Source organism: Microbacterium arborescens (genome assembly GCF_049707515.1).
GTDB lineage: Bacteria > Actinomycetota > Actinomycetes > Actinomycetales > Microbacteriaceae > Microbacterium > Microbacterium arborescens_B.
In genome coordinates this window covers 345654-370806 of the sequence record NZ_JBNAFI010000002.1, presented here as the reverse complement: position 1 = coordinate 370806, position 25153 = coordinate 345654, and the positions used below count along the sequence as shown (strand labels likewise).

Annotated in this window: 25 protein-coding genes; 10 read left to right on the top strand and 15 right to left on the bottom strand. The window is 68.5% G+C overall.

Features of this window, described 5'->3' with window-relative positions; genetic code table 11:
* Nucleotides 1–6: 6 nt before the first annotated feature.
* Nucleotides 7–615: a dephospho-CoA kinase gene (gene coaE / locus ACPYN5_RS05730; protein ID WP_424448020.1), complete on the bottom strand. Its 609-nt coding sequence runs from the start codon at nt 613–615 to the stop codon at nt 7–9.
* 90 nt (nt 616–705) lie between these two features.
* Between coaE and ACPYN5_RS05725 the strand changes: the two genes are divergently transcribed.
* Nucleotides 706–1431 (top strand): response regulator transcription factor, encoded by a 726-nt coding sequence (locus ACPYN5_RS05725; protein WP_424448019.1) that lies wholly within the window; start codon nt 706–708, stop codon nt 1429–1431.
* A gap of 36 nt (nt 1432–1467) precedes the next feature.
* On the opposite strand, the gene ACPYN5_RS05720 is transcribed toward ACPYN5_RS05725, so the two are convergent.
* From ACPYN5_RS05720 to ACPYN5_RS05705, 4 genes are all read right to left on the bottom strand, one after another.
* On the bottom strand, nt 1468–2631 hold the full coding sequence (locus ACPYN5_RS05720) for a diguanylate cyclase domain-containing protein (RefSeq protein WP_424448018.1): 1164 nt from the start codon (nt 2629–2631) through the stop codon (nt 1468–1470).
* Nucleotides 2628–4199, bottom strand: a complete 1572-nt coding sequence (locus ACPYN5_RS05715) for a sensor histidine kinase (protein WP_424448017.1) — start codon at nt 4197–4199, stop codon at nt 2628–2630. The genes ACPYN5_RS05720 and ACPYN5_RS05715 overlap by 4 nt, the downstream gene beginning before the upstream one ends.
* 229 nt (nt 4200–4428) lie before the next feature.
* Nucleotides 4429–5886 (bottom strand): 30S ribosomal protein S1, encoded by a 1458-nt coding sequence (gene rpsA, locus ACPYN5_RS05710; protein WP_424448016.1) that lies wholly within the window; start codon nt 5884–5886, stop codon nt 4429–4431.
* A 232-nt stretch (nt 5887–6118) separates the two neighbouring features.
* On the bottom strand, nt 6119–6736 hold the full coding sequence (locus tag ACPYN5_RS05705) for a YchJ family protein (RefSeq protein ID WP_424448015.1): 618 nt from the start codon (nt 6734–6736) through the stop codon (nt 6119–6121).
* Between ACPYN5_RS05705 and ACPYN5_RS05700 the strand changes: the two genes are divergently transcribed.
* The 3 genes from ACPYN5_RS05700 (at nt 6628) to ACPYN5_RS05690 (ending at nt 8797) form a co-directional block, all read left to right on the top strand.
* Nucleotides 6628–7149 carry a hypothetical protein gene (locus ACPYN5_RS05700; RefSeq protein ID WP_424448254.1) on the top strand — a complete coding sequence of 174 codons (522 nt, stop codon included), beginning with the start codon at nt 6628–6630 and terminating at the stop codon, nt 7147–7149. The two genes, ACPYN5_RS05705 and ACPYN5_RS05700, sit on opposite strands and share 109 nt — an antisense overlap.
* 233 nt (nt 7150–7382) lie before the next feature.
* The gene (locus ACPYN5_RS05695; RefSeq protein WP_424448014.1) at nt 7383–7835 is read left to right on the top strand and encodes a hypothetical protein; all 453 of its coding nucleotides are present in this window, start codon (nt 7383–7385) and stop codon (nt 7833–7835) included.
* A gap of 44 nt (nt 7836–7879) precedes the next feature.
* Nucleotides 7880–8797, top strand: a complete 918-nt coding sequence (locus tag ACPYN5_RS05690; protein WP_424448013.1) for a 5'-3' exonuclease — start codon at nt 7880–7882, stop codon at nt 8795–8797.
* A gap of 37 nt (nt 8798–8834) precedes the next feature.
* Here the strand turns inward: ACPYN5_RS05690 and ACPYN5_RS05685 are convergent, their stop codons facing one another.
* The 3 genes from ACPYN5_RS05685 to trpD form a co-directional block, all read right to left on the bottom strand.
* Nucleotides 8835–9833, bottom strand: coding sequence for a PHP domain-containing protein (locus ACPYN5_RS05685; RefSeq protein ID WP_424448012.1), 999 nt, complete (start codon nt 9831–9833; stop codon nt 8835–8837).
* A gap of 50 nt (nt 9834–9883) precedes the next feature.
* Entirely contained in the window at nt 9884–10375 is a 492-nt protein-coding gene (locus ACPYN5_RS05680) for an aromatic ring-opening dioxygenase LigA (RefSeq protein ID WP_424448011.1), read from the bottom strand.
* Nucleotides 10376–10468: 93 nt separating this feature from the next.
* Complete coding sequence (gene trpD, locus ACPYN5_RS05675) at nt 10469–11518, bottom strand: anthranilate phosphoribosyltransferase (RefSeq protein ID WP_424448010.1); 1050 nt, start codon at nt 11516–11518, stop codon at nt 10469–10471.
* 121 nt (nt 11519–11639) lie between these two features.
* Between trpD and ctaE the strand changes: the two genes are divergently transcribed.
* From ctaE to ACPYN5_RS05650, 5 genes are all read left to right on the top strand, one after another.
* Nucleotides 11640–12284 (top strand): aa3-type cytochrome oxidase subunit III, encoded by a 645-nt coding sequence (gene ctaE, locus ACPYN5_RS05670; RefSeq protein ID WP_424448244.1) that lies wholly within the window; start codon nt 11640–11642, stop codon nt 12282–12284.
* Between the two features lie 17 nt (nt 12285–12301).
* Nucleotides 12302–13102, top strand: coding sequence for a cytochrome bc1 complex diheme cytochrome c subunit (gene qcrC / locus ACPYN5_RS05665; RefSeq protein ID WP_424448009.1), 801 nt, complete (start codon nt 12302–12304; stop codon nt 13100–13102).
* A gap of 36 nt (nt 13103–13138) precedes the next feature.
* Complete coding sequence (gene qcrA / locus ACPYN5_RS05660; protein ID WP_424448008.1) at nt 13139–14215, top strand: cytochrome bc1 complex Rieske iron-sulfur subunit; 1077 nt, start codon at nt 13139–13141, stop codon at nt 14213–14215.
* Nucleotides 14212–16062: a cytochrome bc1 complex cytochrome b subunit gene (qcrB, locus tag ACPYN5_RS05655; RefSeq protein ID WP_424448007.1), complete on the top strand. Its 1851-nt coding sequence runs from the start codon at nt 14212–14214 to the stop codon at nt 16060–16062. Before qcrA ends, qcrB begins: the two co-directional genes overlap by 4 nt.
* Nucleotides 16063–16144: 82 nt before the next feature.
* On the top strand, nt 16145–16552 hold the full coding sequence (locus ACPYN5_RS05650; RefSeq protein WP_424448006.1) for a rhodanese-like domain-containing protein: 408 nt from the start codon (nt 16145–16147) through the stop codon (nt 16550–16552).
* Nucleotides 16553–17940: 1388 nt separating this feature from the next.
* Here the strand turns inward: ACPYN5_RS05650 and ACPYN5_RS05645 are convergent.
* The 5 genes from ACPYN5_RS05645 to ACPYN5_RS05625 all read right to left on the bottom strand — a co-directional run bounded on the left by ACPYN5_RS05645 (nt 17941) and on the right by ACPYN5_RS05625 (nt 23018).
* Nucleotides 17941–18378, bottom strand: a complete 438-nt coding sequence (locus tag ACPYN5_RS05645; protein ID WP_424448005.1) for a cytochrome c oxidase subunit 4 — start codon at nt 18376–18378, stop codon at nt 17941–17943.
* A 3-nt stretch (nt 18379–18381) separates the two neighbouring features.
* Nucleotides 18382–20148, bottom strand: coding sequence for an aa3-type cytochrome oxidase subunit I (gene ctaD, locus ACPYN5_RS05640; RefSeq protein ID WP_424448004.1), 1767 nt, complete (start codon nt 20146–20148; stop codon nt 18382–18384).
* The gene (gene ctaC, locus ACPYN5_RS05635; RefSeq protein WP_424448003.1) at nt 20148–21056 is read right to left on the bottom strand and encodes an aa3-type cytochrome oxidase subunit II; all 909 of its coding nucleotides are present in this window, start codon (nt 21054–21056) and stop codon (nt 20148–20150) included. Before ctaC ends, ctaD begins: the two co-directional genes overlap by 1 nt.
* A gap of 109 nt (nt 21057–21165) precedes the next feature.
* Nucleotides 21166–21525 carry an iron-sulfur cluster insertion protein ErpA gene (erpA, locus tag ACPYN5_RS05630; RefSeq protein ID WP_424448002.1) on the bottom strand — a complete coding sequence of 120 codons (360 nt, stop codon included), beginning with the start codon at nt 21523–21525 and terminating at the stop codon, nt 21166–21168.
* Nucleotides 21526–21623: 98 nt separating this feature from the next.
* The gene (locus tag ACPYN5_RS05625; RefSeq protein WP_424448001.1) at nt 21624–23018 is read right to left on the bottom strand and encodes a dipeptidase; all 1395 of its coding nucleotides are present in this window, start codon (nt 23016–23018) and stop codon (nt 21624–21626) included.
* A gap of 47 nt (nt 23019–23065) precedes the next feature.
* Here ACPYN5_RS05625 and ACPYN5_RS05620 point away from each other — a divergent pair, with 47 nt between their 5' ends.
* Nucleotides 23066–23635: a DUF3043 domain-containing protein gene (locus ACPYN5_RS05620; protein WP_424448000.1), complete on the top strand. Its 570-nt coding sequence runs from the start codon at nt 23066–23068 to the stop codon at nt 23633–23635.
* On the opposite strand, the gene ACPYN5_RS05615 is transcribed toward ACPYN5_RS05620, so the two are convergent.
* Both ACPYN5_RS05615 and nrdR read right to left on the bottom strand, forming a co-directional pair.
* Nucleotides 23610–24653 (bottom strand): quinone-dependent dihydroorotate dehydrogenase, encoded by a 1044-nt coding sequence (locus ACPYN5_RS05615; RefSeq protein WP_424447999.1) that lies wholly within the window; start codon nt 24651–24653, stop codon nt 23610–23612. The two genes, ACPYN5_RS05620 and ACPYN5_RS05615, sit on opposite strands and share 26 nt — an antisense overlap.
* Nucleotides 24654–24664: 11 nt before the next feature.
* Nucleotides 24665–25147, bottom strand: a complete 483-nt coding sequence (nrdR, locus tag ACPYN5_RS05610; RefSeq protein ID WP_424447998.1) for a transcriptional regulator NrdR — start codon at nt 25145–25147, stop codon at nt 24665–24667.
* Nucleotides 25148–25153 lie beyond the last annotated feature (6 nt).

Sequence of the window (25153 nt, the reverse complement as noted above, 5' to 3'; positions counted from 1 at the left end):
CGCGTGCTAGGCGACCGTTCCGGACGTGAGCCTGCTCCACAGCCGGTCGACCTGTTCCCGCGTGTGCTCGAGGTCGCCCGTGGTGTCGATGACGACATCCGCGATCGCCAGGCGCCGGTCGTCGGCGACCTGCGCCGACATCCGCCGATCGGCCTCGTCCGCCGACATCCCGCGCAGACGCTGCAACCGGTCACGACGGACGTCCGCCGGCGCATGCGCCACGACCACCAGGTCCCAGGGATCGTCGACGCGGGCCTCGACGAGCAACGGCACGTCGTAGACCACGACCGATCCGGGACGAAGCGCCAGCGCCTCGTCGAAGCGCCGCTGCGACTCGGCTCGGACGGCGGGGTGAACGATCGCGTTCAGGCGGTCTCGGGCCGCAGGGTCGGTGAAGACGATCGTCGCGAGCGCGGGACGGTCGAGCTCTCCGTCGGCACTGATCACCCCGGAGCCGAACTCCGATCGGATGGCGTCCAGAACGGGTGAACCGGCACGTTGGACGTCACGGACGATCGCATCCGCGTCGACGACGATGGCGCCGAGCTCGGCGAGCCGACGGGCGATCGTGGACTTGCCCGACGCGATCCCACCCGTCAATGCGATCAAAGGCATACCCCGAGGATGCCACGCGCGCCGGGCCCGGCGCGACGCCGCCCCATCGATACGATGGATTCCTCGCAACCGGCAGAAGGTGGGATCACCGTGGAACGCACGGCCGTCATCGTCGAAGACCAGGCCGACATCCGCAGCCTGCTCTCAGCGATCCTGGAGTCGAGCGGATTCACGGTGCATGCGACCGAGAACGGGCTCGATGCGGTGGAGCTGATCCGGGCGGTGTCGCCCGATGTCACGACCCTCGACGTCAACATCCCGGGAATCGACGGCTTCGAGGTCGCCCGACGCGTCCGCGAGTTCAGTGACACGTACATCATCTTCATCTCGGCGTTCGTCGAGGCAGGCGATGCCGAGCGCGGCCGCGCGGCCGGGGGCGACGAGTACCTCGGCAAACCGTTTCGGCCCCGTGACCTCAAAGCTCGTCTGGCCGCCATCCCGTCACGGCGACGGCGAGCCGAGGCGCCCCTCATCGACGCCATCGCCGCGCCCGCGGATCCCGCTCCTCGCGACGCCGCCTACGGCGATCTGTCGGAGTCCGGTGGACTCTTCCGTGTGGCCGGCACCGCGGTCGACCTGGCACCTGCCGACGCCGCCGTCCTGCACGAGCTCGTGGTCGCGCACGGGCGCACGCTGACGAAGATCGAGCTCGCCCTCGCCCGCCGTCCCCGCTCGCGCGGCGAGGCCCCCGACGCCGAGGAGGTACGGGCGGTCGAGCGCAGCGTCGAGTCGCTCCGTGAAGCGCTCGCAGCCGCGGACGCCTCGACCCTCATCGTCTCGGAGCAGGGCACCGGTTACCGACTCGACCGACGCTGAGATCGGGTCGACAGGCTCGCGCGGTCGCGAGGCGGGTCAGGCGGGTTCGGCGAGCAGCACGGCGGATGCCACGCCCGAAGACGCGCGTGTCGCGGTCGTCGCCGCCGCCTCGATGAGCGCATCCGCGTCGTAGCCGACGACGTCGCTGAGCGCGACGCCGATGCCGATCGCCGGCAGGACGCCGCCCTCGACGGACGCGAGGGACTCGAACAGCGACCGGTAGAGCGCCATCGCCTGCCGGCGCGCATCGGCGGCCGACCCGACGACCGTGATGACGCCGATCCGTTCGGACCCCACCTCGCCGAGAACGGCGAGGGTGGGCGCGTTGGCGGTCATCGTGCTGCGCCAGGTCCGCACGACCTCGTCGCCGACGTCGAGACCAAAAGCCGTGGCGATGTACTCGAGCCCGTCGAGCTCGATCACCAACACGGCCATCAGTTCGCGGCGCGCCTCGGCGCGCTGCGCGTTCATGCTCACCGCTCGACGGAACCCGGCGGCTGTTGCGATCTCGGCATGCGCCGTGTCGCGACCCGCGGACGAATCGGAGCCTCGCACACCCACGCGGCCGGCGCGGAGCACGGAGGCGCTGACGACGGCGGTGATCGACAGGACGATCGTGAGGATGCTGGTCGCGATCGTTCCCACCCACAGGTGGAAGATCTCGCCGTACCCGAGCGTCGCCACGACGACCACCCGGGCCGCATAGAACAGTGCTTGAACGCCGAAGACGAGCCCGAGCGGCAGCGCCGTGCGTGACGCCCCGAGGGCTCCGCGGAAGCACTCCACCGACGCGGCGGCCGCGAGGACGCACAGCGCGACGAACATTACGAACGATCCGGACCAGTCATCCCCGCCCTGCGAGAAGTCGATCGCCGCCGCGGCGGCCGCCGCAACGCCGCCGAGAGCGACGACGCCGCCCGCGAGGCGCAACGACCGGCGGTTGTAGGCGCGGAAGCCGAGCCACATGAGCCCCGTCCCCACGACCGAGGCGGTGTTTCCGAGGACCACCGCCCACGCGGTTTCCGGAGCACTCGCCCAGATGACGTAGAACAGCGTCGTCAGGACGGCCAACAGGAAGCCGACGGCCCAGAATCGCCCACTCTGCTCGGGTCGACGAAGCAACGTGTCGAAGATGAACAGCACGGCGCACACCAGCACCACGACGGCCGTGACGAGCGACACGGTGAACTGGTCGATCATGAGAGCGGGGTTCCCGGGCGGCGGGCCGGAAGGGTCACCGAGAACGTCGATCCGACTCCGAGGACGCTGCTCACGGTGATGTCGCCACCGTGCCGGCGGACGATGTCGCGGCTGATCGCCAGCCCGAGTCCGGTACCGGCGACGGCCGAGTCGCGCACCGCGGCGCCGCGGTAATAGCGCTGGAACACCGACCCGAGGTCCTCCTCGTTCAGCCCCACCCCGGAGTCCTGGACCGCGATCAGCGCCCACTGGTCGCCGACCGACGTGGCGACGGAGATCCGACCGCGCGGTCGGTTGTACTTCACGGCGTTGGACAGCAGGTTGTCCAACACCTGCCGGATGCGGACGGGGTCGGCGTAAGCGCGCGCCGGCTCGACCCGGGAGACGTCGATCGCGATCCCACGCTCGCCGGCGCTGACGAGGATGGACTCCACCGCGGCGTTGACGATCTCGACCAGGTCGATGTCTTCGGGGGCGACTTTGACCTGAGCGGCGGACTTGCTCTGGCTCGACGCGGCGAGCACGTCCCCGACCAGGCGCAGCAGCTGATCGGCGTTCCGATCGGCGACCCGCAGGTTCTCGAGCGCCGCCTCGGGGACGCCCGGGGTGTCGATCGCGAGCTCGAGGTAGCCGAGGATCGACGTGAGCGGAGTACGAAGCTCATGTGAGACCGACGACACCAGCGCATCCCGCTCCCTCGACGCATCCGTTTCCGCGGTGACGTCGCGCGTGACGACGACGGCCCCGGAGTCGCGTCCGTCCGGCTCGATGATGCGCCGAGCCGAAACGCTCAGGACGCGTCGGTCGTCGGCGCCGCCGACCTGGATGCGAGCGTCGGTGAACGCTTCGCCGCGTCGCACGCGAGCCAGCGGATGCTCGTCGCGGGTCATGAGCGTGGAGCCGTCGGCCGTGTAGACATCGGGATACCCGCTGGTGCGCGAACCCCGCTGCAGACGCGCGTGGGCATCGTTGATGATGGAGGCCGAGCCGTCCGTCTCGATGCGGGCGACGCCGAAGTCGACACGATCGAGCGCCTCTGTCAGCACCTGCTCGTGCCGGCGGGCCCGTTCGAGGGACTGGGTCAGTACCGTCGCCTGGCGGTCGAGGAGGAGCCGCTGAGCACTGGCGCGGCGGCTGCTCAGATAGGTCGACGTGCTCGCGGCGATGAGAAGAAGAGGAAGAAGCAGGAAGCCGAACGACGACGGCGCGGACCGGATGACGGTCTCCGTGACCCCGTACGCGGCGAGGGCCAGGACGATTCCGCCGACCCATCCCACCGTCCCGAATCCGGCAGCGAGCCAGATGACCGGGAAGACCCACAGCAGCCCGAATCCGCCCGCGGGCTCGGCGACCCGCATCACGGCGATCGCGGCGATGTCGCCCAGGGGGATCAACGCGAGCCACACCGGGGACAGCTGACCCCACGGGACGATGATCGCCGCACCGGTGAGGACGAACACGCCGGTGACGGCGAGGAAGAACAGCCCGAGATCCCCGCGGAAACCGACGACCAGACCCGCGATGGCGACGACCAGCACGACCGATGTGGTGACGATCTGATTGAGCATGGCCGATCGCGAGCGATCCCCATCGCCGAGGACCGCATCGACCCATCGCGGCGGTGCCGGGAGAACGTACGTCGCTCGCGTGCGCTGCGGCGCCTCTGTCTCCATGATTCGAAACTATCGCGTCCTGGGCCGACAGGCGCACGAGCGGGGCGAATCGCCGTACCCCGGCATGGAACGACCGAAGGGCCGGAGCACGAGGCTCCGACCCTTCGGTCGTATCAGTGTGAGATCAGCGTCCCGAGAGCTTCTCGCGCAGGGCAGCGAGAGCCTCGTCGTCGGCCAGCGTGCCGCCGCCGGCGCTCGCGGACTGGACGTCCGACGAGAAGGACGAGCTGTTGTCGGCCGGAGCCGCAGCCTCGGCCTCGAGGGCCTTGACGACGGCGGCCTTGTGAGCCTCCCAGCGACCCTGGGCGGCGGCGTACTCGGCCTCCCAGGCCAGACGCTGCTCGTCGAAGCCTTCCTTCCACTGGTTGGTCTCCGGGTCGAAGCCCTCGGGGTACTTGTACTCCCCGTTCTCGTCGTACTCGGTGACCATGCCGTAGAGGGCCGGGTCGAACTCGGTGCCGTAGGGGTCGACCGACTCGTTCGCCTGCTTCAGCGAGAGCGAGATGCGGCGACGCTCGAGGTCGATGTCGATGATCTTGACGAAGACCTCTTCGCCGACCGACACGACCTGCTCGGCGAGCTCGACGTGCTTGCCCGACAGCTCCGAGATGTGCACGAGGCCCTCGATGCCGTCCGCGACACGGACGAACGCGCCGAACGGAACGAGCTTGGTGACCTTGCCCGGTGCGACCTGACCGATCGCGTGGGTACGGGCGAAGACCTGCCAGGGGTCTTCCTGCGTCGCCTTGAGCGAGAGCGAGACGCGCTCACGGTCGAGGTCGACCTCGAGGATCTCGACGGTCACCTCCTGGCCCACCTCGACGACCTCCGAGGCGTGCTCGATGTGCTTCCACGAGAGCTCGGAGACGTGAACGAGACCGTCCACGCCGCCCAGGTCGACGAACGCACCGAAGTTGACGATCGACGAGACGACGCCCTTGCGGACCTGACCCTTGTGCAGGTTGTTGAGGAACGTGGTGCGCGACTCGGACTGCGTCTGCTCGAGCAGGGCGCGGCGAGAGAGCACGACGTTGTTGCGGTTCTTGTCGAGTTCGAGGATCTTGGCCTCGATCTCCTGGCCGAGGTACGGCGTGAGGTCGCGGACGCGGCGCAGCTCGATGAGCGACGCGGGCAGGAAGCCGCGCAGGCCGATGTCGACGATCAGACCACCCTTGACGACCTCGATCACGGAGCCGGTGACGACACCGTCGTTCTCCTTGATCTTCTCGACGTCGCCCCACGCACGCTCGTACTGCGCGCGCTTCTTGGACAGGATGAGGCGGCCTTCCTTGTCCTCCTTCTGGAGAACGAGGGCTTCGACCTCGTCGCCGACCTTGACGACCTCGTTGGGGTCGACGTCGTGCTTGATGGAAAGCTCGCGCGAGGGGATGACACCCTCGGTCTTGTAGCCGACGTCGAGGAGGACCTCGTCGCGGTCGATCTTCACCACGGTGCCTTCGATGAGGTCGCCGTCGTTGAAGAACTTCAGAGTCTTCTCGACCGCGGCCAGGAAGTCCTCAGCAGATCCGATGTCGTTGATGGCGACCTGCTTGGTGGCCGGGGCGGTCGTTGCGTTAGTCATGTAGTGGGTTGTCCTTGTTGGGTCAGGGTGTCGGGCCGCGGACCTGGAGCACGCCATCTGGAGATGACGGCCTCAGCCGAGGCGGATGGTTGTGGATGAAGCGTCTCGAACGCATGGCGACGAAGCCACACGAGTGACGATCCAGGGTATCAGAGCGAACGCCCGCGATTCCAGTCTTCCGGCGGTCTGATTCCGTATGATCCGAGCGGGGCTCGAGACCTCGGCCGAGCGGTCAGGAGCGCGGTTCCACCACGCCACCGACGTAGACCCACCGCCCGCGGATCCGGGTGAAGCGGCTGACCTCGTGCATCTCCCCCGCGTCGTCGGCGGATCGCCACCGCGCTCGGAATTCGACGGTGCCCGCCGAATCTTCGGGCCCGCCGGCGGATCGCACGATCGTCAAGCCCGTCCATTCGTCGACGCCGTCGGGATCCAAGTCGTCGGGGCGGGTCGCCGGATGCCACGTGCGCGCCAGATGGGCCACGTCGTTCACGGCGAAGGCGGTGTAACGCGAACGCATGAGCTTCTCGGCGGTCTCCGCCTGCTCGCCCGCGAGGATCGGTCCGCAGCAGGTGCCGAATGTCGCCCCGCCGCACGGGCAGGGCGCGCTCCCGTCCGGACGCCGCCGGCGAGCGCCTTCACCGAACGACACGTGCACCCCGGATTCCCATACATCCAGAGTACGAGAGGAGCCTGTGGACAATCGCGGCGCGGCCCGACCCCTCTGGCTACCTTCGAGGCATGATCGTCCGACGTCGCCAGGGCACCGCCGCTCTCGTCGTCGTCGCGCTCCTGACGAGCGGATGCGGCAGCCCCCCCACCCCTCCCACGCCCGATCCCACGGCTTCATCGTCTTCCCCGGTCGACGACGACGCCGCCGCTTTCGCCGCCGCCGAGGCCACCTACCGCGCCTACGTGGATGCTGTGAACGCTCGACGATCGAACGGACACTCCTCGGCCGACCCGGTTGCACTTCTCGCGGATGAGGCTCGTCAAGCGGCTGTGGCGACTGCGACGGAGCTGGAATCAAGCGGGTTGGTCATATCTGGACCGACGAACATTTTGTGGGTCGAACCCCGCTCAACAGATGTCTCCTCCGTTGTCCTAGGGACATGCGTTGACTCGTCACGCGCACGGGTGCTCGATCCTCAGGGCAACGACGTGACGCCGGCGTCCCGGCCGGACCGCCAGGTACTCGCGATCACGGTTGACATCGAGCGAGCCCTGATAACCGACTCGGTCGTCGAGGGCGCCCAGTGCTGATGGAGGTCGTCGCGCTGGCGCTCGCGTTCGACGCTCTGACAAAGAGCGCTGCATGTGATTTCGATCGACTCGCCGCGGGCCTATGCGCCTCGTCGAGAGTCGATGGTCACCAGGTCGTCGTCGACGGCTCGTGGACCAGTGAGGAGGCGTTGCGCCGATCAGAGCGACGTGACGAGAGCGCTTCCCCATCGCCTCAGGACTGCGGTGCCCTGAATAGATGCGACGACTTCACGGTGTCGTTGCTACCCCAAGCGACGATCGCCGACGTGGCGTCGTTCGCGCCGCAGCCCGCCGCTCTCACGAGCGACCCGGCGGGCTACGCCGTCGTGGGTCTGCCGGTGGATTTCGCGGTCACCGCCTCCGCGCACAGCGCGAGCGGCACGCTCTTCGACCTTCCGGTCACGGTGCGCTTCACGCCCGAGGAGATCGTCCTCACCCCCGGCGACGGTTCCGCGCTGACCGCCCCGACCGCGACCGCGACGAGCCACGTCTATCGCGACCGCGGCACCTACGTCGCATCCGCGACGGTGCGATACCGTGCCGAGGTCGATTTCGGACGCGGCTGGCGGCCGGTGCCGGGAACTCTCGACATCCCGACGGCGGGGTATGCCGTTCAGGTGCTCGAGGCCCGGGGAACGCTCGTCCAGCGCACCTGCACCGAGCCCCCGCTCGGCCCCGGGTGCTGACTCATCGGTGATGCCGGCCCGGCATCCCGTGCCAGGATGATGCGATGAGCGACCGCCTCATGCTGCTCGACAGCGCATCCCTGTATTTCCGAGCCTTCTACGGCGTCCCCGACACGGTGAAGGATCGAGACGGCCGCCCGGTCAACGCGGTCCGCGGCTTCCTCGACATGATCGCGAAGCTCGTGACGACCTATGAACCGACGCACCTCGTGGCGTGCTGGGACGACGACTGGCGTCCGCAGTGGCGCGTCGACCTCATCCCGACCTACAAGACCCACCGCGTCGCCGAGACGGTCGAGACCGGCCCCGATGTCGAAGTTGTTCCCGATCCGCTGGAACTACAGATCCCCGCGATCCGCGAGAGCCTCGGAATCCTCGGCATCCCGATCGTCGGCGCCGCCCACCATGAGGCCGACGACGTCATCGGCACGCTCGCGACCCGCGCGACCATGCCCGTCGACGTCGTCACCGGCGACCGCGACCTCATCCAGCTCGTCGACGACGCGCGTGGCATCCGGGTCGTCTACACCGGTCGCGGGATGAGCAACCTCGACGTACTGACGAACGACGCGGTCATCGCGAAGTACGCCGTGCGCCCGGATCAGTACGCCGACTTCGCGACGATGCGCGGTGACGCCTCCGACGGACTCCCCGGCGTCGCGGGCGTGGGCGACAAGACGGCGGCGACGCTCCTCGCCGCCCACGGCGACCTCGACGGCATCCTGGCGGCGGCCGTCCGAGGCGAGGGCATGTCTGCGGGCGTGCGCGGGAAACTCGCCGCGGCCACCGATTACCTCGAGGTGGCTCCGCGAGTCGTGCGCGTGGTGCGCGACCTCGACCTCGGCGACGTCGACGGACGCATCCGGGCCGCGGATGCCGACGCCGTCGAGCGTCTCGCCGAAAGCCGCGGACTCGGAAGCTCGCTCGGACGCGCGGCCGCGGCGCTTCGAGCCCGCGCCTGAGCCCTCGGACGCACGGCACGAGGGCCGGGCGCGGCGGTCACGCCCGCTCCCTCTCGGTCCACTCCCGCAGGCGTTCGAGCGGCCAGGTCGTCACGATGCGCTCCGCGGGGACCCCCAGCCGTTCCGCCCGCTCGGCGCCGTAGTCGAGCAGTGACAGCTGCCCCGGTGCGTGAGCATCCGAATCGATCGAGAACAGGCAGCCCGCCGCCATCGCCTGTGCGATGAGCTCGTCGGGCGGGTCCTGCCGCTCGGGGCGCGAGTTGATCTCCACCGCGACACCGTGGGCGGCGCAGGCGGCGAACACCGGCTCGGGATCGAAGTCGGACGGCGGCCGAGTGCCTCTCGCGCCCTCGACGAGTCGCCCCGTCACGTGCCCGAGCACGTCGACGCGCGGGTGGGATGCCGCAGCGACAAGCCGGCGCGTCATCGCGGCGCGCGGCATCCTCAGCTTCGAATGGGCCGACGCCACGACGACGTCGAGTCGCTGCAGCAGGCCGTCCTCCTGATCGAGGGACCCGTCGTCGAGGATGTCGACCTCGATTCCGCTGAGCAGAGTGAAGCCGTCGCCGCTCATCCCGGCGACGACGTCGAGCTGGTCGCGCAGCCGTTCCGGTGAGAGCCCCCGCGCAACGCGGAGGCGGGGCGAGTGGTCGGTCAGCGCGAGATACTCGTGTCCGAGCGCACGGGCGGCCGCGACCATGTCTGGGATCGGCGTGGTGCCGTCCGACCAGTCGGAATGGCAGTGCAGGTCGCCCCGCAGCCGCCGGCGCAGGTCCCCGGGGCTCACGACACCGCGGCGCTCCCGGAGATCTGCCAGGTAGGCGGGAACCCCGCCCTCGCGCGCTTCGACGATCACCGACAGCGTGCGCTCGCCGATACCGGGCCGGCGTCGCAGCGACGCCGTGTCGTCGAGTTCGGCCGCCGACAGCTCGCGGATCGCATCGGCGGCCGCGCGGAACGCCTTCGATTTGTACTTCGACGATCGTTCGCGCTCGAGCAGCTCGGCGATCTCGGTCAGGGCGTCGACGGGGTCCATGCGCGTGTGCGGAGGCCCGTGCCGCAGCACGGGCCTCCGGTCCTCCCAGTTCAGCCGGAGGTCACCGCGGTACGGCGGACGACCACCGGGGCCGAGGCCAGGCGGTGCACCGCGAAGCCGAAGATGATCGACAGGATACCCACGCCCATGGCGAAGGCGGCGACTCCGAACGACACCACCGAGGTGAACAGGGATGCACGCAGGAACGACGCGTTCATCATCGTCGCCCGCACCGGGTCGTCCTTCTCGAGCTCCGCGTAGGTCTTGCCGCCGGAGGCATCCAGAGCGTGGTGCTGGATGATGTCGGCCTGCACGTACGCCGTCAACGGGCCCGCCACGGTCTGCCCCTGGAACGCGGCGGCGTCGTCGGGCACGGTGATGTTCTCGGCGCGGAGCTGCGACGACACGATCGACCAGACGACGATTCCGCCGACGATCAGGACGACTCCGCCGAGAATCCCGAGGACGCCCAGGATCTTCACAAGACCGGCGCGGCGGACGGGCGCCTCCACCGTGTCGGCGGTCGGGGTGGTGTGAGACATCGGTTCCTCCTCGGGTGCGGTGCTCACAACGCTATGCACCGCCTCCCGCGACGCCCTGCCCGTGGCGCCGTGCAAAACCGATGTGGTCTGACCTCAGCGGGCAGTCGCCGAGATCCACCGCTCCAGAGTCTGCGCCGCCGCGCCGGAGTCGATCGCCTGAGCGGCCGACGCGGATGCCTCGGCGAGGCGTTCCAGGATGGGTCGCTGCACCTGCGCGGCATCCCGCCACAGCCGGTAGGCCACGATTCCCGCTGCCGCGTTCAGGACCACGATGTCGCGCACCGGTCCGGTCTCGCCCGCCAGGACCCGACGCACCACGTCGGCATTGTGCTGGGGGTCGCCGCCCAGCAGGTCCTCGATGCGCGCCAACGGCATCCCGAGATCGCGCGGGTCGAGGTCGTGCTCGTGGATGTCGCCGAGGCTGACCTCCCAGATCCGGCTGTGGCCCGTCGTCGTCAGCTCGTCGAGCCCGTCGTCACCGCGGAAGACGAGTGCGGTCGCGCCGCGCGTGCGGAAGACGCCCGTGATGAGCGGCACCCGGTCGAGGTGGGCAACGCCGACCGCGTTCGCCTCGGCGCGCGCCGGGTTGCAGAGCGGGCCGAGGAAGTTGAAGACCGTCGGGATGCCCAACTCGGCGCGCGCGGCTCCGGCGTGACGGAAGCCGGGGTGGAACGCCGACGCGAAGGCGAAGGTGATCCCCGCCTCGTCGAGGACACGCGCGACGTCGGCCGGATCGAGCGACAGGTCGATGCCCAGCGCCCCCAGCACGTCCGACGAGCCCGACTTCGAGCTCGCCGCCTTGTTTCCGTGCTTGACCACGGGCACTCCGGTCGCCGCCGCGACGATCGAGGCCATCGTCGACACGTTCACCGTGCCGAACCGGTCACCGCCGGTGCCGACGATGTCGAGCGCGTCAGTGGGAACGGCGAGGGGCAGCGCCGCTTCGAGGATCGCGTCGCGGAAGCCGACGATCTCGTCGACGGTCTCCCCCTTGGCGCGGAGGGCGACCAGGAAGCCGCCGAGCTGAGCGTCGGTCGCGCGTCCGGCCATGACCTCGCGCATGGCCCAGGTCGCCGCCGACACGCTGAGATCGCGCTTCTCGAGAAGATCGGTCAGGAGGTCGCGCCACGCGTGCTGAGCCATGACAAACGATCCTATCGGCCGGTTGACGGGCACCTTTCGGCTGATTCTTAGGTTGCCCTAACCCGACCGCGGCCGGATCAGACCTTCAGCGATGCAGAAACCTCCCTCCAGATCGGCCATAATGGATGCCGTGACGACCACTCCAGCGACGTATTCCCAGGCCCTGCGCTCGGTCAAGCGGCCGGACCCGGTCGCCGTGGGCACCATCGTGTGGCTCGGCAGCGAGGTGATGTTCTTCGCGGGCCTCTTCGCGATCTACTTCACGCTGCGCAACACCTCCCCCGAGCTGTGGGCCGACCGCACCGAGCTGCTGAACATCCCGTTCGCCGCGGTCAACACCCTCATCCTCGTGCTCTCCTCGGTGACGGCGCAGATCGGTGTCCACAACGCCGAGCACTTCCGCCCCTACCGATCGGGCACCCTCTGGAACCTGCGCAAGTGGGGCATGGTCGAGTGGTTCTTCCTGACCTTCGTCATGGGCGCGATCTTCGTCTCCGGCCAGGTGTGGGAGTACGCCACGCTCGTCGCCGAGGGCATGCCCATCCAGGCCGACTCGTACGCTTCGGCCTTCTACATCACCACCGGCTTCCACGCCCTCCACGTCACCGGTGGTCTCGTGGCGTTCCTCCTCGTCATCGGGCGCGCCTTCGCGGTCAAGAACTTCGGCCGGAAAGAGATGACGTCCGCCATCGTCGTGTCGTACTACTGGCACTTCGTCGACGTGGTGTGGCTCGTCCTGTTCGCCGTCATCTACTTCCTGAAGTAACCGGAGCTGATTCACCCATGGCATCCAAGAACCCGCGCCGCAACGGCGGACGTCGCAGCAAGTGGGCTGCCGCCGCGCTGATCGGCATCGGCCTGCTCGTCACCGGCGGAGGCTACGCCGGCGCCACCGCCGCGATGGCGGCGGGCGACTCGACGCAGACCGCGTCGACCCTGACGGTCGAGGACGGCAAGAAGCTGTTCCAGGCCAACTGCGCCACCTGCCACGGCCTCAACCTCGAAGGCACCAACGACGGCCCCTCGCTCTACGGCGTCGGCGAGCTGTCGGTCGAGTTCCAGGTCGCCACGGGCCGGATGCCGCTGCAGATGCAGGGCCCGCAGGCTCCGCAGAAGCCCGTGCAGTTCACGCAGGAGCAGATCGAGGCCATGGCCGCCTGGGTGCAGTCCGAGGCCCCCGGCCCGACCTACCCCGGTTCCGAGGTCCTCGACGGCGAGGGCGACGTGTCGCACGGTGCCGAGCTCTTCCGGATCAACTGCGCGATGTGCCACAACGTCGCGGGCGCCGGCGGTGCCCTCACCGAGGGCAAGTACGCCCCGCCGCTGACGACCACCTCGCCGCTGCACATGTACGCCGCGATGGTCACCGGCCCGCAGAACATGCCCGTCTTCAACGACATGACCCTCACGACCGAGGAGAAGCGCGACATCATCAGCTACCTGATGATCCGCCCGACCGAGAACTCGCCCGGCGGCTTCTCGCTCGGCGCCCTCGGCCCCGTCTCGGAGGGTCTGTTCATCTGGATCTTCGGCATCGGCTCACTCGTCGCCATCTCGGTGTGGATCACCGCGAAGTCGAACTGAGAACCGTGACGATCGAAGCAACGCACAAGGAGCAAAATGGCTGACGAGAAGGCGCCCGAGCAGGTTCCTGCTTCCCTGGTGCCCTCATCGGGGCTCGCCGTGGCGGTGTCCGACCCGGTGCACAACCCCGGACTCGCACCACACCGCAAGCGCATGACCGACAAGGACCCGGCCGCCATGGCCCGGGCCGTCCGGACGGTGTACACACTCTTCTACCTGTCGGCAGCGGCGAGCATCTGGGCGATCGCGGCCTACCTGATCTTCCCGATCGAGAGCGGTCTGATCAGCGACATCCGTCGCAACAACCTGTTCATCGGTCTCGGCATCGCCACGGCTCTCCTCGCGATCGGCATCGGAGCGATCCACTGGTCCAAGGCCGTCATGAACGACACCGAGTTCATCGAGGAGCGCCACTCCACGCGCGGCAGCGACAACACCCGTGCCGCCGCGGTGCAGGTGTTCGCCGACGCGAACAACGAGTCGGGCTTCGGCCGCCGCACGATGGTGCGCAACTCGCTCTTCGTCGCGCTGGCAGCGTCGATCCTCCCCGGCGTGACGCTGTTCCGCGGTCTCGCGCCGCACAGCTCCCCCGAGCACCCGCACGCGGGTGACCCGGTGCACCTGCTCAAGCACACGATGTGGGAAGAGGGCATGCGCCTCGCCCACGACCCGACCGGCAAGCCGATCCGCGCCGCCGACCTGACGCTCGGCTCCGCCGTGCACGTCATCCCCGAGTCGCTCGCCACGCTGTCGCACCACGACGGCTACCTCGAGGAGAAGGCGAAGGCGATCGTCCTCCTCATGCGTCTGCTTCCCGAGCAGCTGAACGAGGCCGAAGAGCGCAAGGACTGGTCGTACGACGGCATCGTCGCCTACTCCAAGGTGTGCACGCACGTCGGCTGCCCCGTCGCGCTCTACGAGCAGCAGACCCACCACTTGCTGTGCCCATGCCACCAGTCGCAGTTCGACGTCACCAACGCGGCAGCCGTCATCTTCGGCCCCGCTGCACGTCCGCTGCCCCAGCTCCCGATCACCGTCGACGACGAGGGCTACCTGATCGCACGCAGCGACTTCACCGAACCCGTCGGCCCGAGCTTCTGGGAGCGTCATTGAGCACCTCCACCCACCCCACGGAGAACGTCACGACCGCGCCCGCGGTCCACGCTGACGGTCCGACGCGTCCCGCGGACAAGCCGCTCGGCGGCAAGTTCGTCGGCGGCGTCGCGAACTACCTCGACGAGCGCACGAGCATCTCGGGCCTCGTCAAGGAGCTCGGTCGCAAGATCTTCCCCGACCACTGGTCGTTCATGCTCGGCGAGATCGCGCTGTGGTCGTTCGTCGTCGTCCTGCTCTCGGGAACGTTCCTGACGTTCTTCTTCGAGGCTTCGATGGCGGAGACGCACTACTACGGTGCGTTCGCCCCGATGCGCGGCCTCGAGATGTCGGCGGCGATGGCCTCGACCCTCGAGATCTCGTTCGACGTCCGCGGTGGCCTGCTCGTCCGGCAGCTGCACCACTGGGCAGCGCTCGTGTTCGTTGCCGGTATCGGCGTGCACATGCTGCGCGTCTTCTTCACCGGAGCGTTCCGCAAGCCGCGCGAGCTGAACTGGGTGATCGGCTTCATCCTGTTCATCCTCGCGATGGCTGAGGGCTTCACCGGCTACTCGCTTCCCGACGATGTCCTCTCGGGCAACGGTCTGCGCATCATCGACGGAATGATCAAGGGCATCCCGCTGATCGGAACCTGGACGTCGTTCCTGCTCTTCGGCGGCGAGTTCCCGGGCACCGAGATCGTGGGGCGCCTGTACGCGCTGCACATCCTGCTGCTCCCGGCCATCCTGGTCGCGCTCCTCGCGCTGCACCTCATGCTGATGATCGTGAACAAGCACACGCAGTTCGCGGGCCCGGCGCGCACGAACAACAACGTCGTGGGCTACCCGATGATGCCGGTCTACATGTCGAAGATGGGCGGCTTCTTCTTCCTGACCTTCGGCGTGCTCGTCCTGATCGCGGCGCTGTTCACGATCAACCCGATCTGGAACTACGGACCGTACGACCCCTCCCCCGTCTCGGCTGGAACCCAGCCCGACTGGTACATCGGCTTCGCCGACGGCGCCCTGCGCCTCGTGCCGCCGCACTGGGAGTTCGTGCTGTTCGACCGCACCTGGTCGTTCAACATCCTCGTTCCGCTCGTCGGGCTCGGCCTGTTCATCGTCGTCGTCATGCTCTACCCCTTCATCGAGGCGTGGGTCACGGGCGACAAGCGCGAGCACCACATCGCCGAGCGTCCGCGTAACGCGGCGACCCGCACCGCCATCGGCGCCGCCGGTGTGACGTTCTACGCCGTCCTCTGGGCCGCCGCATCCTCCGACATCATCGCGACGCACTTCCATCTCACGATGGAGGGCGTGATCCACACGCTGCAGGCGATGCTGATCCTCGGTCCGGTCGTCGCCTACTTCGTCACGAAGCGCATCTGCATCGCACTTCAGAAGAAGGATCGTGAGATCGCTCTGCACGGCTTCGAATCGGGACGCATCGTCCGCCTGCCCGGCGGCGAGTACATCGAGGTGCACCAGCCCGTCGACGAGTACGAGCTCGTCAAGCTCGTCGACTACACGACGAACGCTCCCCTCGTGGTGCGCCCCAACGACAAGGGGCAGATCCCGTGGCACGAGAACCTGCGTGCCGGGCTCTCGCGCTGGTTCTACGAGGACCGGCTCGCACCGCTCACCCAGGGCGAACTGGCCGCCGCACGGGCTCACGCTCAGCACGACCTCGAGCACATCGCTGAGGAAGAGCACGCGGAGCTCCAGGGCGCTCACGAGCGCGCCGGCGTGCCCGACGCGCCGCACCAGCCCATCGACGAGGGCAAGGGTGTCGAGACCGCCAACCGGCCCTCGAACATCATCGTCCCCGACGACGATGCTGACAGCGGCAAGGGCGACAAGAAGCGCTGATCCTGGGCCTTGTCCGGATTACGGCGGGGTGTGACCGATCGGTCACACCCCGCCGTCGTTTCGTCTGCGTAGCGTAGCGACCATGACAGATGCACTCGCCTACTTCACCGCCAAGCTCGACCACGAGACGGATGCCTCGGACGTCTTCGACGCCCAGCGTGCCGGCGAGCCGTTCACGCTCGTCGACGTCCGCAGCGGGGATGCCTGGGATCAGGGGCACGTCGTCGGCGCAGTGCACCTGCCGCATCGGGAGATCGCACAGCGGGCGGCCTCGGAGATCGACCGCGACCGCGACGTGGTCGTCTACTGCTGGAGCCCCGGATGCAACGGTGGCACGCGCGCTGCGATCGAGTTCGCCCGGCTCGGCTACCGCGTTCGCGAGATGATCGGCGGGTTCGAGTACTGGGCCCGGGAGGGCTACCCCGTCGCCGACTCGAACGGTCCCCTCCCCCGCATCTCGGATCCCCTCGTCGCGCTCGTGCGCTCCTGAGGCACCGAGGGACGTCGACCTGCGTGTCGGTGGTCTCCGCTCCATCCTGGCGCGGCCGCGCGCTGTGACGCCGTGGCCCGGCCCTCCGATTGGCTTGGCGCCTGCTGCCTGCGGGGCCGTTGCCTGCGGGGGCGCTGCGGGGGCCACTGCCTGCGGGGGCCGCTGCTGGGTCTGGGGTCGCCGCTCGGGCGCCGCTGCTCCGGGCGACGCTATTGCCGCTGCCGCGGCCTTCAGGCGCCTCTCGGAGCTGCAGCGGCCCCTCGGGTCTCGCATACCGCGCCCAAGGGGCGACGGCGGCGCCGGTGACCGCTATGCAAGCGATGCGAGGCGACACGCGCACCCCCGCCTCTTCTCACACGGCGAGCCGCAGGCATCCCTTGCATCGCGGCGCACCGCGATCCGCCAGACGCTCGACCTTCGCCCGCATCCGCGCGCGCCCTAGGCCACCTGATGTCCCCGATGGCGCAGTGACCGCTTGCAAGGGATGAAGAACGACACGCCCGCCGAAGTCTCTCTGAGCGCGGCAAGCCGCGAGCGTCCCTTGCGTCGCGGGTCCCACGATGCGGCAGCCGTCGAGGCTCACCTCGCTGCGTGCGACGACGCGACGGCGTCGTGGACCCTGTTGCAAGGGATCAGAAAGGACACACCCGCCGAAGCCTCTCCCAGCGCGGCGAGTCGCGGGCATCCATTGCATCGCGGCGCACGGCGACACGGCACTCAACGTACACGCCGGGTCCAGCGCCTTCCGCAGCGTCAGCCGTCGAGCAGCAGCCCGTCGCTCACGCGCTGCATACGCGCCCGGGTGGCGCCGCCGCCGCTCGCGTACTGCTCGAGCCGCCTGGCAGGCGTCGCTGCCCCACGAGATCGGACTCGATGAGGTAGATCCGTGGTCGCGCGGTCGGAGCAGGCCAGTGGCACATCAGTCGGGCGGGCAGTTGAGGCCACCAGGAGCTCTGTTCCGCCTCAGCGCACGCCAGCCGCGATCGACGGATGCAGCAACTGCGACGGTGCCGGTGCCGACGTCCGGCGGCACGTCTGAACGCTATCGCCGGCGTCGCCGTCGGTGGATCCCCAAGCGAGCGCGGGGCCGGGCTGCAAGTCATCGAGTGCGACATCCCTGGCGCTGACCAGCTGCGTGCCGCGTGCCCCTCTCGATTGCTTGCATCGCGGAACCGGAGCTGGAACCGGAACCGGAACGCCGGGCCGCACAGGGCGAGGCCGAGATGCAAGTGATCCGGGGCGACACACGCCGGGACCGGCCGCACGGGCGGCGTGTCCTCGCCGATGACTTGCATTGCGGCACGCGCCGCCCTCGGGGAACCGGGGCGGCCGGAAAACGGCGACGGCCACCGCACCGAAGTGCGATGGCCGTCGAGGAGGCGCTTGGGTCAGCGCGCGAAGTATCCGCGGTAGTACTCGTACACCCAGCCGACGATCGCGACGACGAAGAGGGCGAAGCCGACGGGAAGGAGGAACTGCCCCACCGCGAGGCCGATGATGAACACCGACGCTGCGAAGGCCAGGACGAGCGGCCACCAGGACCACGGGCTGAACTCGCCGATCTCGGGGTCACCGTCATCGATGTCTGCCGTGAGGGAGTCCTCGGGCAGCTCGCCACCCTGCGCCTTGTGCACGCGCGAGACGTAGAACGCGATCATCGCGCCCATGAAGCCGGTGAAGAGGAGCGCGGTCGAGCCGACCCACTCGATGCGGTGCCACCACACGCCCTGATCGGTGTGTGCGACCAGGTTCCAGACGGTGTACGTGATGAACACCGCGAAGAAGAACCACGTCAGCACCCACCAGAGGTTGATGTTGGTCTTCACGGCTTACTTCACCTCTCCGTCGGCGACATCCACAACGGGCGCATCGGGTGCGTCCTTCGCAGGGCCCACACCGACCGGGATGGCGGCTTCGGGGTGGTTGAGGTCGAAGGCCGGACGCTCGCTGCGGATCCGCGGGATCGACGTGAAGTTGTGCCGCGGCGGCGGGCAGCTGGTCGCCCACTCGAGCGAAGCGCCGTAGCCCCACGGGTCGTTGACCGTCACCTTGGGTGCCGTGCGCGAGGTGATCCAGACGTTCAGGAAGAACGGGATCATCGACGCGCCGAGGACGATGGCGCCGATCGTCGAGACCTGGTTCTGCCAGGTCCAACCGTCAGCGGCCGAGTAGTCGGCGTAGCGGCGGACCATGCCATCGACGCCCAGCCAGTGCTGAATGAGGAACGTCATGTGGAAACCGATGAACAGCATCCAGAAGTGCACCATGCCGAGGCGCTCGTTGAGCATCCGCCCGGTCCACTTCGGCCACCAGAAGTAGAAGCCGGCGAACATCGCGAACACGACCGTCCCGAAGACGACGTAGTGGAAGTGCGCCACGACGAAGTACGAGTCTGACAGGTGGAAGTCGAGCGGCGGCGACGCCAGGATGACGCCCGTGAGCCCGCCGAACACGAACGAGACGAGGAAGCCCAGCGTGAACACCATCGGCGTCTCGAACGTGACCGATCCGCGCCACATGGTGCCGATCCAGTTGAAGATCTTCACGCCCGTCGGCACCGCGATGAGCATCGTCATGAGCGCGAAGAACGGCAGGAGCACAGCTCCCGTGACGTACATGTGGTGCGCCCACACCGCCACCGACAGGGCGGCGATCGCGATGGTCGCGTAGATCAGCGTCTTGTAACCGAAGATCGGCTTGCGGCTGAACACGGGCAGGATCTCGGACACGATGCCGAAGAACGGCAGCGCGATGATGTACACCTCGGGGTGACCGAAGAACCAGAAGAGGTGCTGCCACAGCAGGACGCCGCCGTTGGCCGGGTCGTAGATGTGCGAGCCCAGGACGCGGTCGGATGCTGCGGCGAAGATGGCAGCCGCGAGCACCGGGAAGGCCATGAGGATCAGGATGCTCGTGACGAGGGTGTTCCACGAGAAGATCGACATGCGCCACATCGTGAGGCCCGGCGCGCGCATCGTGATGATCGTGGTGATGAAGTTCACCGCGCCGAGGATCGTGCCGAAACCGCTCATTCCGAGGCCGAGCATCCAGAGATTTCCGCCGGCGCCCGGTGAGAAGGTCGCGTTCGCGAGCGGCTGGTAGGCGAACCATCCGAACGACGCCGCACCCTGCGGGGTGAGGAAGCCCGAGATCGCGATGATCGAGCCGAACAGGAAGAGCCAGAAGGCGAAAGCGTTCAGACGCGGGAAGGCCACGTCGGGCGCACCCAGCTGAAGCGGCAGGATCGCGTTGGCGAAGCCGGCGAACAGCGGCGTCGCGAACATCAGCAGCATGATCGTGCCGTGCATCGTGAAGAGCTGGTTGTACTGCTCCTTCGTCGGCACGATCTGCATGCCGGGCTCGAAGAGCTCGGCACGGATGATGAGCGCCATCACGCCACCGAGCAGGAAGAACAGCACCGAGGCGATGAGGTACATGTACCCGATCGTCTTGTGGTCGGTGGAGGTGATCCACTTGACGATGATGTTGCCCTTCTGCTCGACGCGCGAAGCGCTGAGCAGTGCCGCTTGGCGCGGCGGAAGGGTCGTGGGTCGGCCCGCGGGCTTTTCGCCCTGGAGCGGAAGTGTCGTAGCCATCAGTGGCTTCCCTCGCCGGAGTCGTCGGTGACCGCGCCCGTTCCCGGAGCATTCTGGAGGCGGTCGTAGGCCTGGTTGATGTCGCCGGTCTGGCCGCTCTCGCGCAGCGAGTCGAGGTACTCCTCGTACTCCTGCTCGGAGACGACCTCGACGTTGAACAACATCATCGAGTGGTACTCGCCGCAGAGCTCGGCGCACTTGCCGGCGTACGTGCCCTCGCGCGTCGGGATGAACGACCACGAGTTGGTGTCGCGGCCCGGATACATGTCCTTCTTGTAGAGGAAGTCGATGACCCAGAACGAGTGGATGACGTCGCGCGACTGGAGGTTGATCTTCACCTCTTTGTCGACCGGCAGCACGAGAGTCGGGAGCTCGGCCTCGTCGCGGTCGCCGTTCGCAGCGGGCTGCGCCTGAACGCCCATGCTCCAGACAGCGTCGGAGTTGTCGGACTCTTCGCCGTTGTACTGGAAGTCCCACGCCCACTGCTTGCCGATGGCGGTGATGGACACCTCGGGGTCTTCGTACTGCGTCTCGATGATCGACTGGTCGCGGGCGGTGAACGCGAAGAAGCCGATCACGAGGATCAGGGGCACGATCGTGTAGAAGATCTCGATCGGCATGTTGTAGCGGAGCTGCACCGGCAACCCCGTCTGGCCGCGGCGACGGCGATAGGCGATCGCTGCGAAGGCCATGAGGCCCCACGTCAGGACACCGACGGCGAGGAGCACGATCCAGGAGTTGACCCAGAGGCCCGACACCATCTCGGTGCGGTTCGTCGCCTGCGTACCGTCATCGGTGAAACCCGGGAGGTAGCCGTTCAGCTCCGTCGGTGTACAAGCTGCGAGGGAGACTGCCGTGACGATCCCGAGCGGGATCACGGCCCAGCGGAGGCGGCGTTTGAAGCGCACAGTGCACCTTTCCGGGACGAATGGTTCGACCTTCAGTCTAGGGCAAGCTTTCACCCTATTCAGTCCAACCGTTCAGGATGTCGGAGACGAGGGAAGTCGCGGGAAGGCGTCAGTGGAAGCTGTCGCCGCAGGCGCACGAGCCGGCCGCGTTGGGGTTGTCGATCGTGAAGCCCTGCTCCGAGATCGTGTCCTTGAAGTCGATCGTGGCGCCGTCGAGATAGGGCACCGACATGTCGTCGACGATGACCTCGACGCCGTCGAAGTCGACGGCCTGGTCGCCGTCGAGGAAGCGCTCGTCGAAGTAGAGCTGGTAAATCAGTCCGCTGCAGCCGCCGGGCTGCACCGCGACGCGCAGGCGCAGGTCGTCGCGGTTCTCCTGCGAGAGGAGGCTCTTCACCTTGAGCGCCGCCTCATCGGTCAGCGAGACGCCGTGGGCACGGACGGTGTCGGTCGTGGCGATGTCGGTCATGATTCTCCCGAGGTCTCGGGCCGCAGGGCATGCGGCCGGTGCCACGATTCTACGCGCGAGCACCGACCACGGGTCCGACCGAGATGACCTCGTGACCGTCAGCTCGATGTGGCGTCGAGGCGCTCGAGCAGGAGCGCCTCCGAGACCAGCGCGTGGCGGAAGGTGTCGAGGTGCAGCGATTCGTTCGGGCTGTGTGCTCGGGCGTGCGGATCCTCGACGCCGGTCACGAGGATCTGGGCCGCCGGGAACTCGCGCACGAGATCCGCGATGAACGGGATGGAGCCGCCCACGCCGATGTCGACGGGCTCGACGCCGTACCCCTCGGCCAGCGCCGCGCGGGCGTGTGCGACCGCGTCGCCGCTCGTGTCGACCAGGAACGGATTCCCCGTCTCGATGTCGCGGAAGCTCACCTCCGCGCCGAAGGGCGCGTGGGCGCGAAGGTGAGCTTCGATCGCCCGGTACGCCTCCTCGGCCGACTGGCCGGGAGCCACGCGAGCGGAGATGACCACCGACACCTCGGGGCTCAGCGTGTTCGACGCGTTCCGGACGCTCGGCGCGTCGATCCCGGTGACGGTGATGGACGGCTTGTTCCAGATGCGCGAGAGGATCGAGCCCGTACCGATCGGCGAGACTCCGTCCGGAAGACCTGCCTCCGACCGGAGGGTCTCCTCCGAGTACTCCGGCGTCTCGGCCTGGCGCTCGGTCAGGCCGTCGACCGCGACGCTTCCCTCGTCGTCCCAAAGAGTCGCGAGGAGCTTGACCGTCGCGAGCATCGCATCGGGTACCGCTCCCCCGAACATGCCGGAGTGCGAGGCGTGGTCGAGGGTACGCACCGACATGGTGAAGCGCGCGTTGCCCCGGAGCGAGACGGTCAGGGCCGGCGTGGTGGCATCCCAGTTCCCGGAATCGGCGACGACGATGACGTCTGCCCGCAGCGCGTCTGCGTTGTCGGTAAGGAACGCCGCGAAGGATGCCGAGCCGGCTTCCTCCTCACCCTCGATGAACAGGTTGACCCCCAGGTCGAAGTCCGTGCCCGCGGCCTCGACGAGTGCGCGGAGGGCTCCGATGTGAGCCATCACCCCTGCCTTGTCGTCAGCGGCGCCCCGACCGTAGAGCCGGCCGTCTCGGACGGTGGGCTCGAAGGGCGCCGACTCCCACAGCGCCTCGTCGCCGACCGGCTGCACGTCGTGGTGCGCGTAAAGGAGGATCGTGGGCCGACCGTTGCGCGCGGCCCGGGTGGCCAGGACTGCCGGCATCCCCTGCTCCCCCGTCTCGGGGACGGTCGCGGTCGCCACCTCGACGCGGTCGAAGACGTTCAGGCCCCGCGCCAACTCGGCGACGGCTTCGGCGCTGCGCTCGACCTCCGCCCGGTCGAATCCCGGGAACGCGACCGAGGGGATCCGCACGAGAGCACCGAGATCGGCGAGAGCGGCGGGCACGGCGGAGAGAGCGGCGTCGCGCACAGCGACGGACCGAGGAGATTCGGAGGTCATGCGGGTAATCTTAGAAGGCACGTTCGTCGCAGAACCCGAGGATCCCCGTGGCCAAAACTCCCGCTGCCCCCGCTCCAGACGACGCCGACCAGGCGTCTACGGGCGCCGGCAAGAACCGTCCCACCCCCAGTCGCGCCGCCCAGGAGGCCGCTCGCAAGCGACCGCTGGTGCCCGACACCAAGGAGGCGAAGGCACGCGCCCGCGCCGAGCTCGCCGAGCGCCGCGACAAGGCACGCATCGGCATGGCGAACGGCGACGAGCGCTACCTGCCGATCCGCGACAAGGGGCCGCAGCGTCGCTTCGTGCGCGACTACATCGACGCCGGCTGGCACCTGGGCGAGCTGGTGATGGGCGCGATGGTGCTCGTCATCATCGTCACCTTCCTGGGCTCGAACGCGGTGACCTTCTACGCGTTCATCGCGCTGTGGGCGTTCATCCTGCTCGTCATCGCCGACATGGTCATCACCAGCATGCGTGTCAAGAAGGCCGCCCGCGCGAAGTTCGGCGCGGAGCGGATGGAGAAGGGCCTCGGCTGGTACGGCGCGATGCGGTCGATCCAGATGCGCTTCATGCGTCTGCCCAAGCCGCAGGTCAAGCGCGGGCAGCGGCCCGCCTGAGCTGCACGAGCCCGCGATTGATCTGCCGCGCCCAGAACGGGCCGCGGTAGACGAACGCGGTGTAGCCCTGCACGAGGTCGGCACCGGCTTCGAGCCGCTCCTGCACATCAGCGGCGGTCTCCACGCCGCCGGCGGCGACGACGCAGAAGTCGTCGGGCACGGCGGAGCGCGCCAGTCGCAGGACCTCGAGCGCCCGCCGTCGCAGCGGCGCGCCGGACAGACCGCCGGGGCCGATGCTCTCGAGCCTCGCGTCGTCGGCGAGGAGATCTGCGCGAGAGATCGTCGTGTTCGTGGTGATGAGTCCCGACAGCCCGGCATCCACCGCCATCGCCGCGATCGCCGTCACCTCGTCGTCCGCGAGGTCGGGGGCGATCTTCACGAGCAGCGGCGTCGCGCCGGCGGCATCACGCACCGCCTCGAGCAGCGGACGAAGCGTCTCGACGGCTTGGAGTCCCCGAAGACCCGGCGTGTTCGGCGATGACACGTTGACGACGAGGTAGTCGGCCTCGGGTGCGACCAGACGCGTGCTCTCGACGTAGTCCGCCGTCGCCGCATCCACATCGACGACCCGGCTCTTGCCGATGTTGGCACCGACGACCGCGTGACGCGCGCCGCGCCGCAGCCGCCGCAAGCGGGATGCCGCGGCAGCGGCGCCTCGATTGTTGAATCCCATCCGGTTGATGAGGGCCCGATCCTCGATCAGCCGGAACAGCCGAGGTCGCGGATTGCCGTCCTGCGGCACCGCCGTCACCGTGCCGATCTCGACGTGCCCGAAGCCCAGCGCGCCGAGGCCACGGACCATGACGGCGTCTTTGTCGAAGCCGGCCGCGACGCCGAACGGCGAATCGAACACGAGACCGAGCGCCTCGGTGCGAAGCGACGGGTCCGGGCGGGTGAGCGCCCGAGCGGCGATCGAGAACGGGGGCACGCCGAGCAGGCGGATGACCGGGATCACGAGGTGGTGGGCCGTCTCCGGCGCCATGCGGGAGAAGACGGTGCGGAAGATGAACGGATACATCGCCGTCCAGCCTAGAGCGCGCCCGAACCCTCTGACGCCCGGCCGGTGTGGTGGTCGGCACGGAGCTGCCCGATCGCCGCCTCGAAGTCCTCGAGCGTGTCGAAGGCCTGATAGACGCTCGCGAAGCGGAGGTAGGCGATCTCGTCGAGGTTCCGCAGCGGACCGAGGATGGCCAGCCCGATCTCGTTCGTGTCGATCTGCGACGAGCCGGTCTGCCGGACCGCCTCTTCGACGGCCTGCGCGAGCACGGCCAGATCTGCTTCGGTGACGGGCCTGCCCTGGCAGGCCTTCCGTACGCCCGACATCACCTTTTCGCGACTGAACGGCTCGATGACGCCCGACCGCTTGATGACGTTGAGGCTCGCCGTCTCGATGGTCGAGAAGCGCCCGCCGCACTTGGGGCACTGGCGGCGGCGGCGGATGCTCAGGCCGTCATCGCTCGTCCGGGAGTCGATGACGCGCGAATCGGGATTCCGGCAGAAAGGGCAATGCATGACGAG

Bases quoted from the DNA above. Each gene is read 5' to 3' on its own strand.
- ACPYN5_RS05625 (WP_424448001.1), bottom strand. From the start codon at position 23,018: ATGACCTCCGAATCTCCTCGGTCCGTCGCTGTGCGCGACGCCGCTCTC.
- erpA (WP_424448002.1), bottom strand. From the start codon at position 21,525: ATGACCGACATCGCCACGACCGACACCGTCCGTGCCCACGGCGTCTCG.
- ACPYN5_RS05700 (WP_424448254.1), top strand. From the start codon at position 6,628: ATGATCGTCCGACGTCGCCAGGGCACCGCCGCTCTCGTCGTCGTCGCG.
- qcrA (WP_424448008.1), top strand. From the start codon at position 13,139: ATGGCTGACGAGAAGGCGCCCGAGCAGGTTCCTGCTTCCCTGGTGCCC.
- ACPYN5_RS05690 (WP_424448013.1), top strand. From the start codon at position 7,880: ATGAGCGACCGCCTCATGCTGCTCGACAGCGCATCCCTGTATTTCCGA.
- ACPYN5_RS05705 (WP_424448015.1), bottom strand. From the start codon at position 6,736: ATGAAGCCGTGGGATCGGGCGTGGGAGGGGTGGGGGGGCTGCCGCATC.
- trpD (WP_424448010.1), bottom strand. From the start codon at position 11,518: ATGGCTCAGCACGCGTGGCGCGACCTCCTGACCGATCTTCTCGAGAAG.
- ctaE (WP_424448244.1), top strand. From the start codon at position 11,640: ATGGATGCCGTGACGACCACTCCAGCGACGTATTCCCAGGCCCTGCGC.
- ACPYN5_RS05720 (WP_424448018.1), bottom strand. From the start codon at position 2,631: ATGATCGACCAGTTCACCGTGTCGCTCGTCACGGCCGTCGTGGTGCTG.
- rpsA (WP_424448016.1), bottom strand. From the start codon at position 5,886: ATGACTAACGCAACGACCGCCCCGGCCACCAAGCAGGTCGCCATCAAC.
- ACPYN5_RS05680 (WP_424448011.1), bottom strand. From the start codon at position 10,375: ATGTCTCACACCACCCCGACCGCCGACACGGTGGAGGCGCCCGTCCGC.
- nrdR (WP_424447998.1), bottom strand. From the start codon at position 25,147: ATGCATTGCCCTTTCTGCCGGAATCCCGATTCGCGCGTCATCGACTCC.
- ACPYN5_RS05615 (WP_424447999.1), bottom strand. From the start codon at position 24,653: ATGTATCCGTTCATCTTCCGCACCGTCTTCTCCCGCATGGCGCCGGAG.
- ACPYN5_RS05685 (WP_424448012.1), bottom strand. From the start codon at position 9,833: ATGGACCCCGTCGACGCCCTGACCGAGATCGCCGAGCTGCTCGAGCGC.
- qcrC (WP_424448009.1), top strand. From the start codon at position 12,302: ATGGCATCCAAGAACCCGCGCCGCAACGGCGGACGTCGCAGCAAGTGG.
- ACPYN5_RS05650 (WP_424448006.1), top strand. From the start codon at position 16,145: ATGACAGATGCACTCGCCTACTTCACCGCCAAGCTCGACCACGAGACG.
- ctaD (WP_424448004.1), bottom strand. From the start codon at position 20,148: ATGGCTACGACACTTCCGCTCCAGGGCGAAAAGCCCGCGGGCCGACCC.
- ACPYN5_RS05715 (WP_424448017.1), bottom strand. From the start codon at position 4,199: ATGCTCAATCAGATCGTCACCACATCGGTCGTGCTGGTCGTCGCCATC.
- coaE (WP_424448020.1), bottom strand. From the start codon at position 615: ATGCCTTTGATCGCATTGACGGGTGGGATCGCGTCGGGCAAGTCCACG.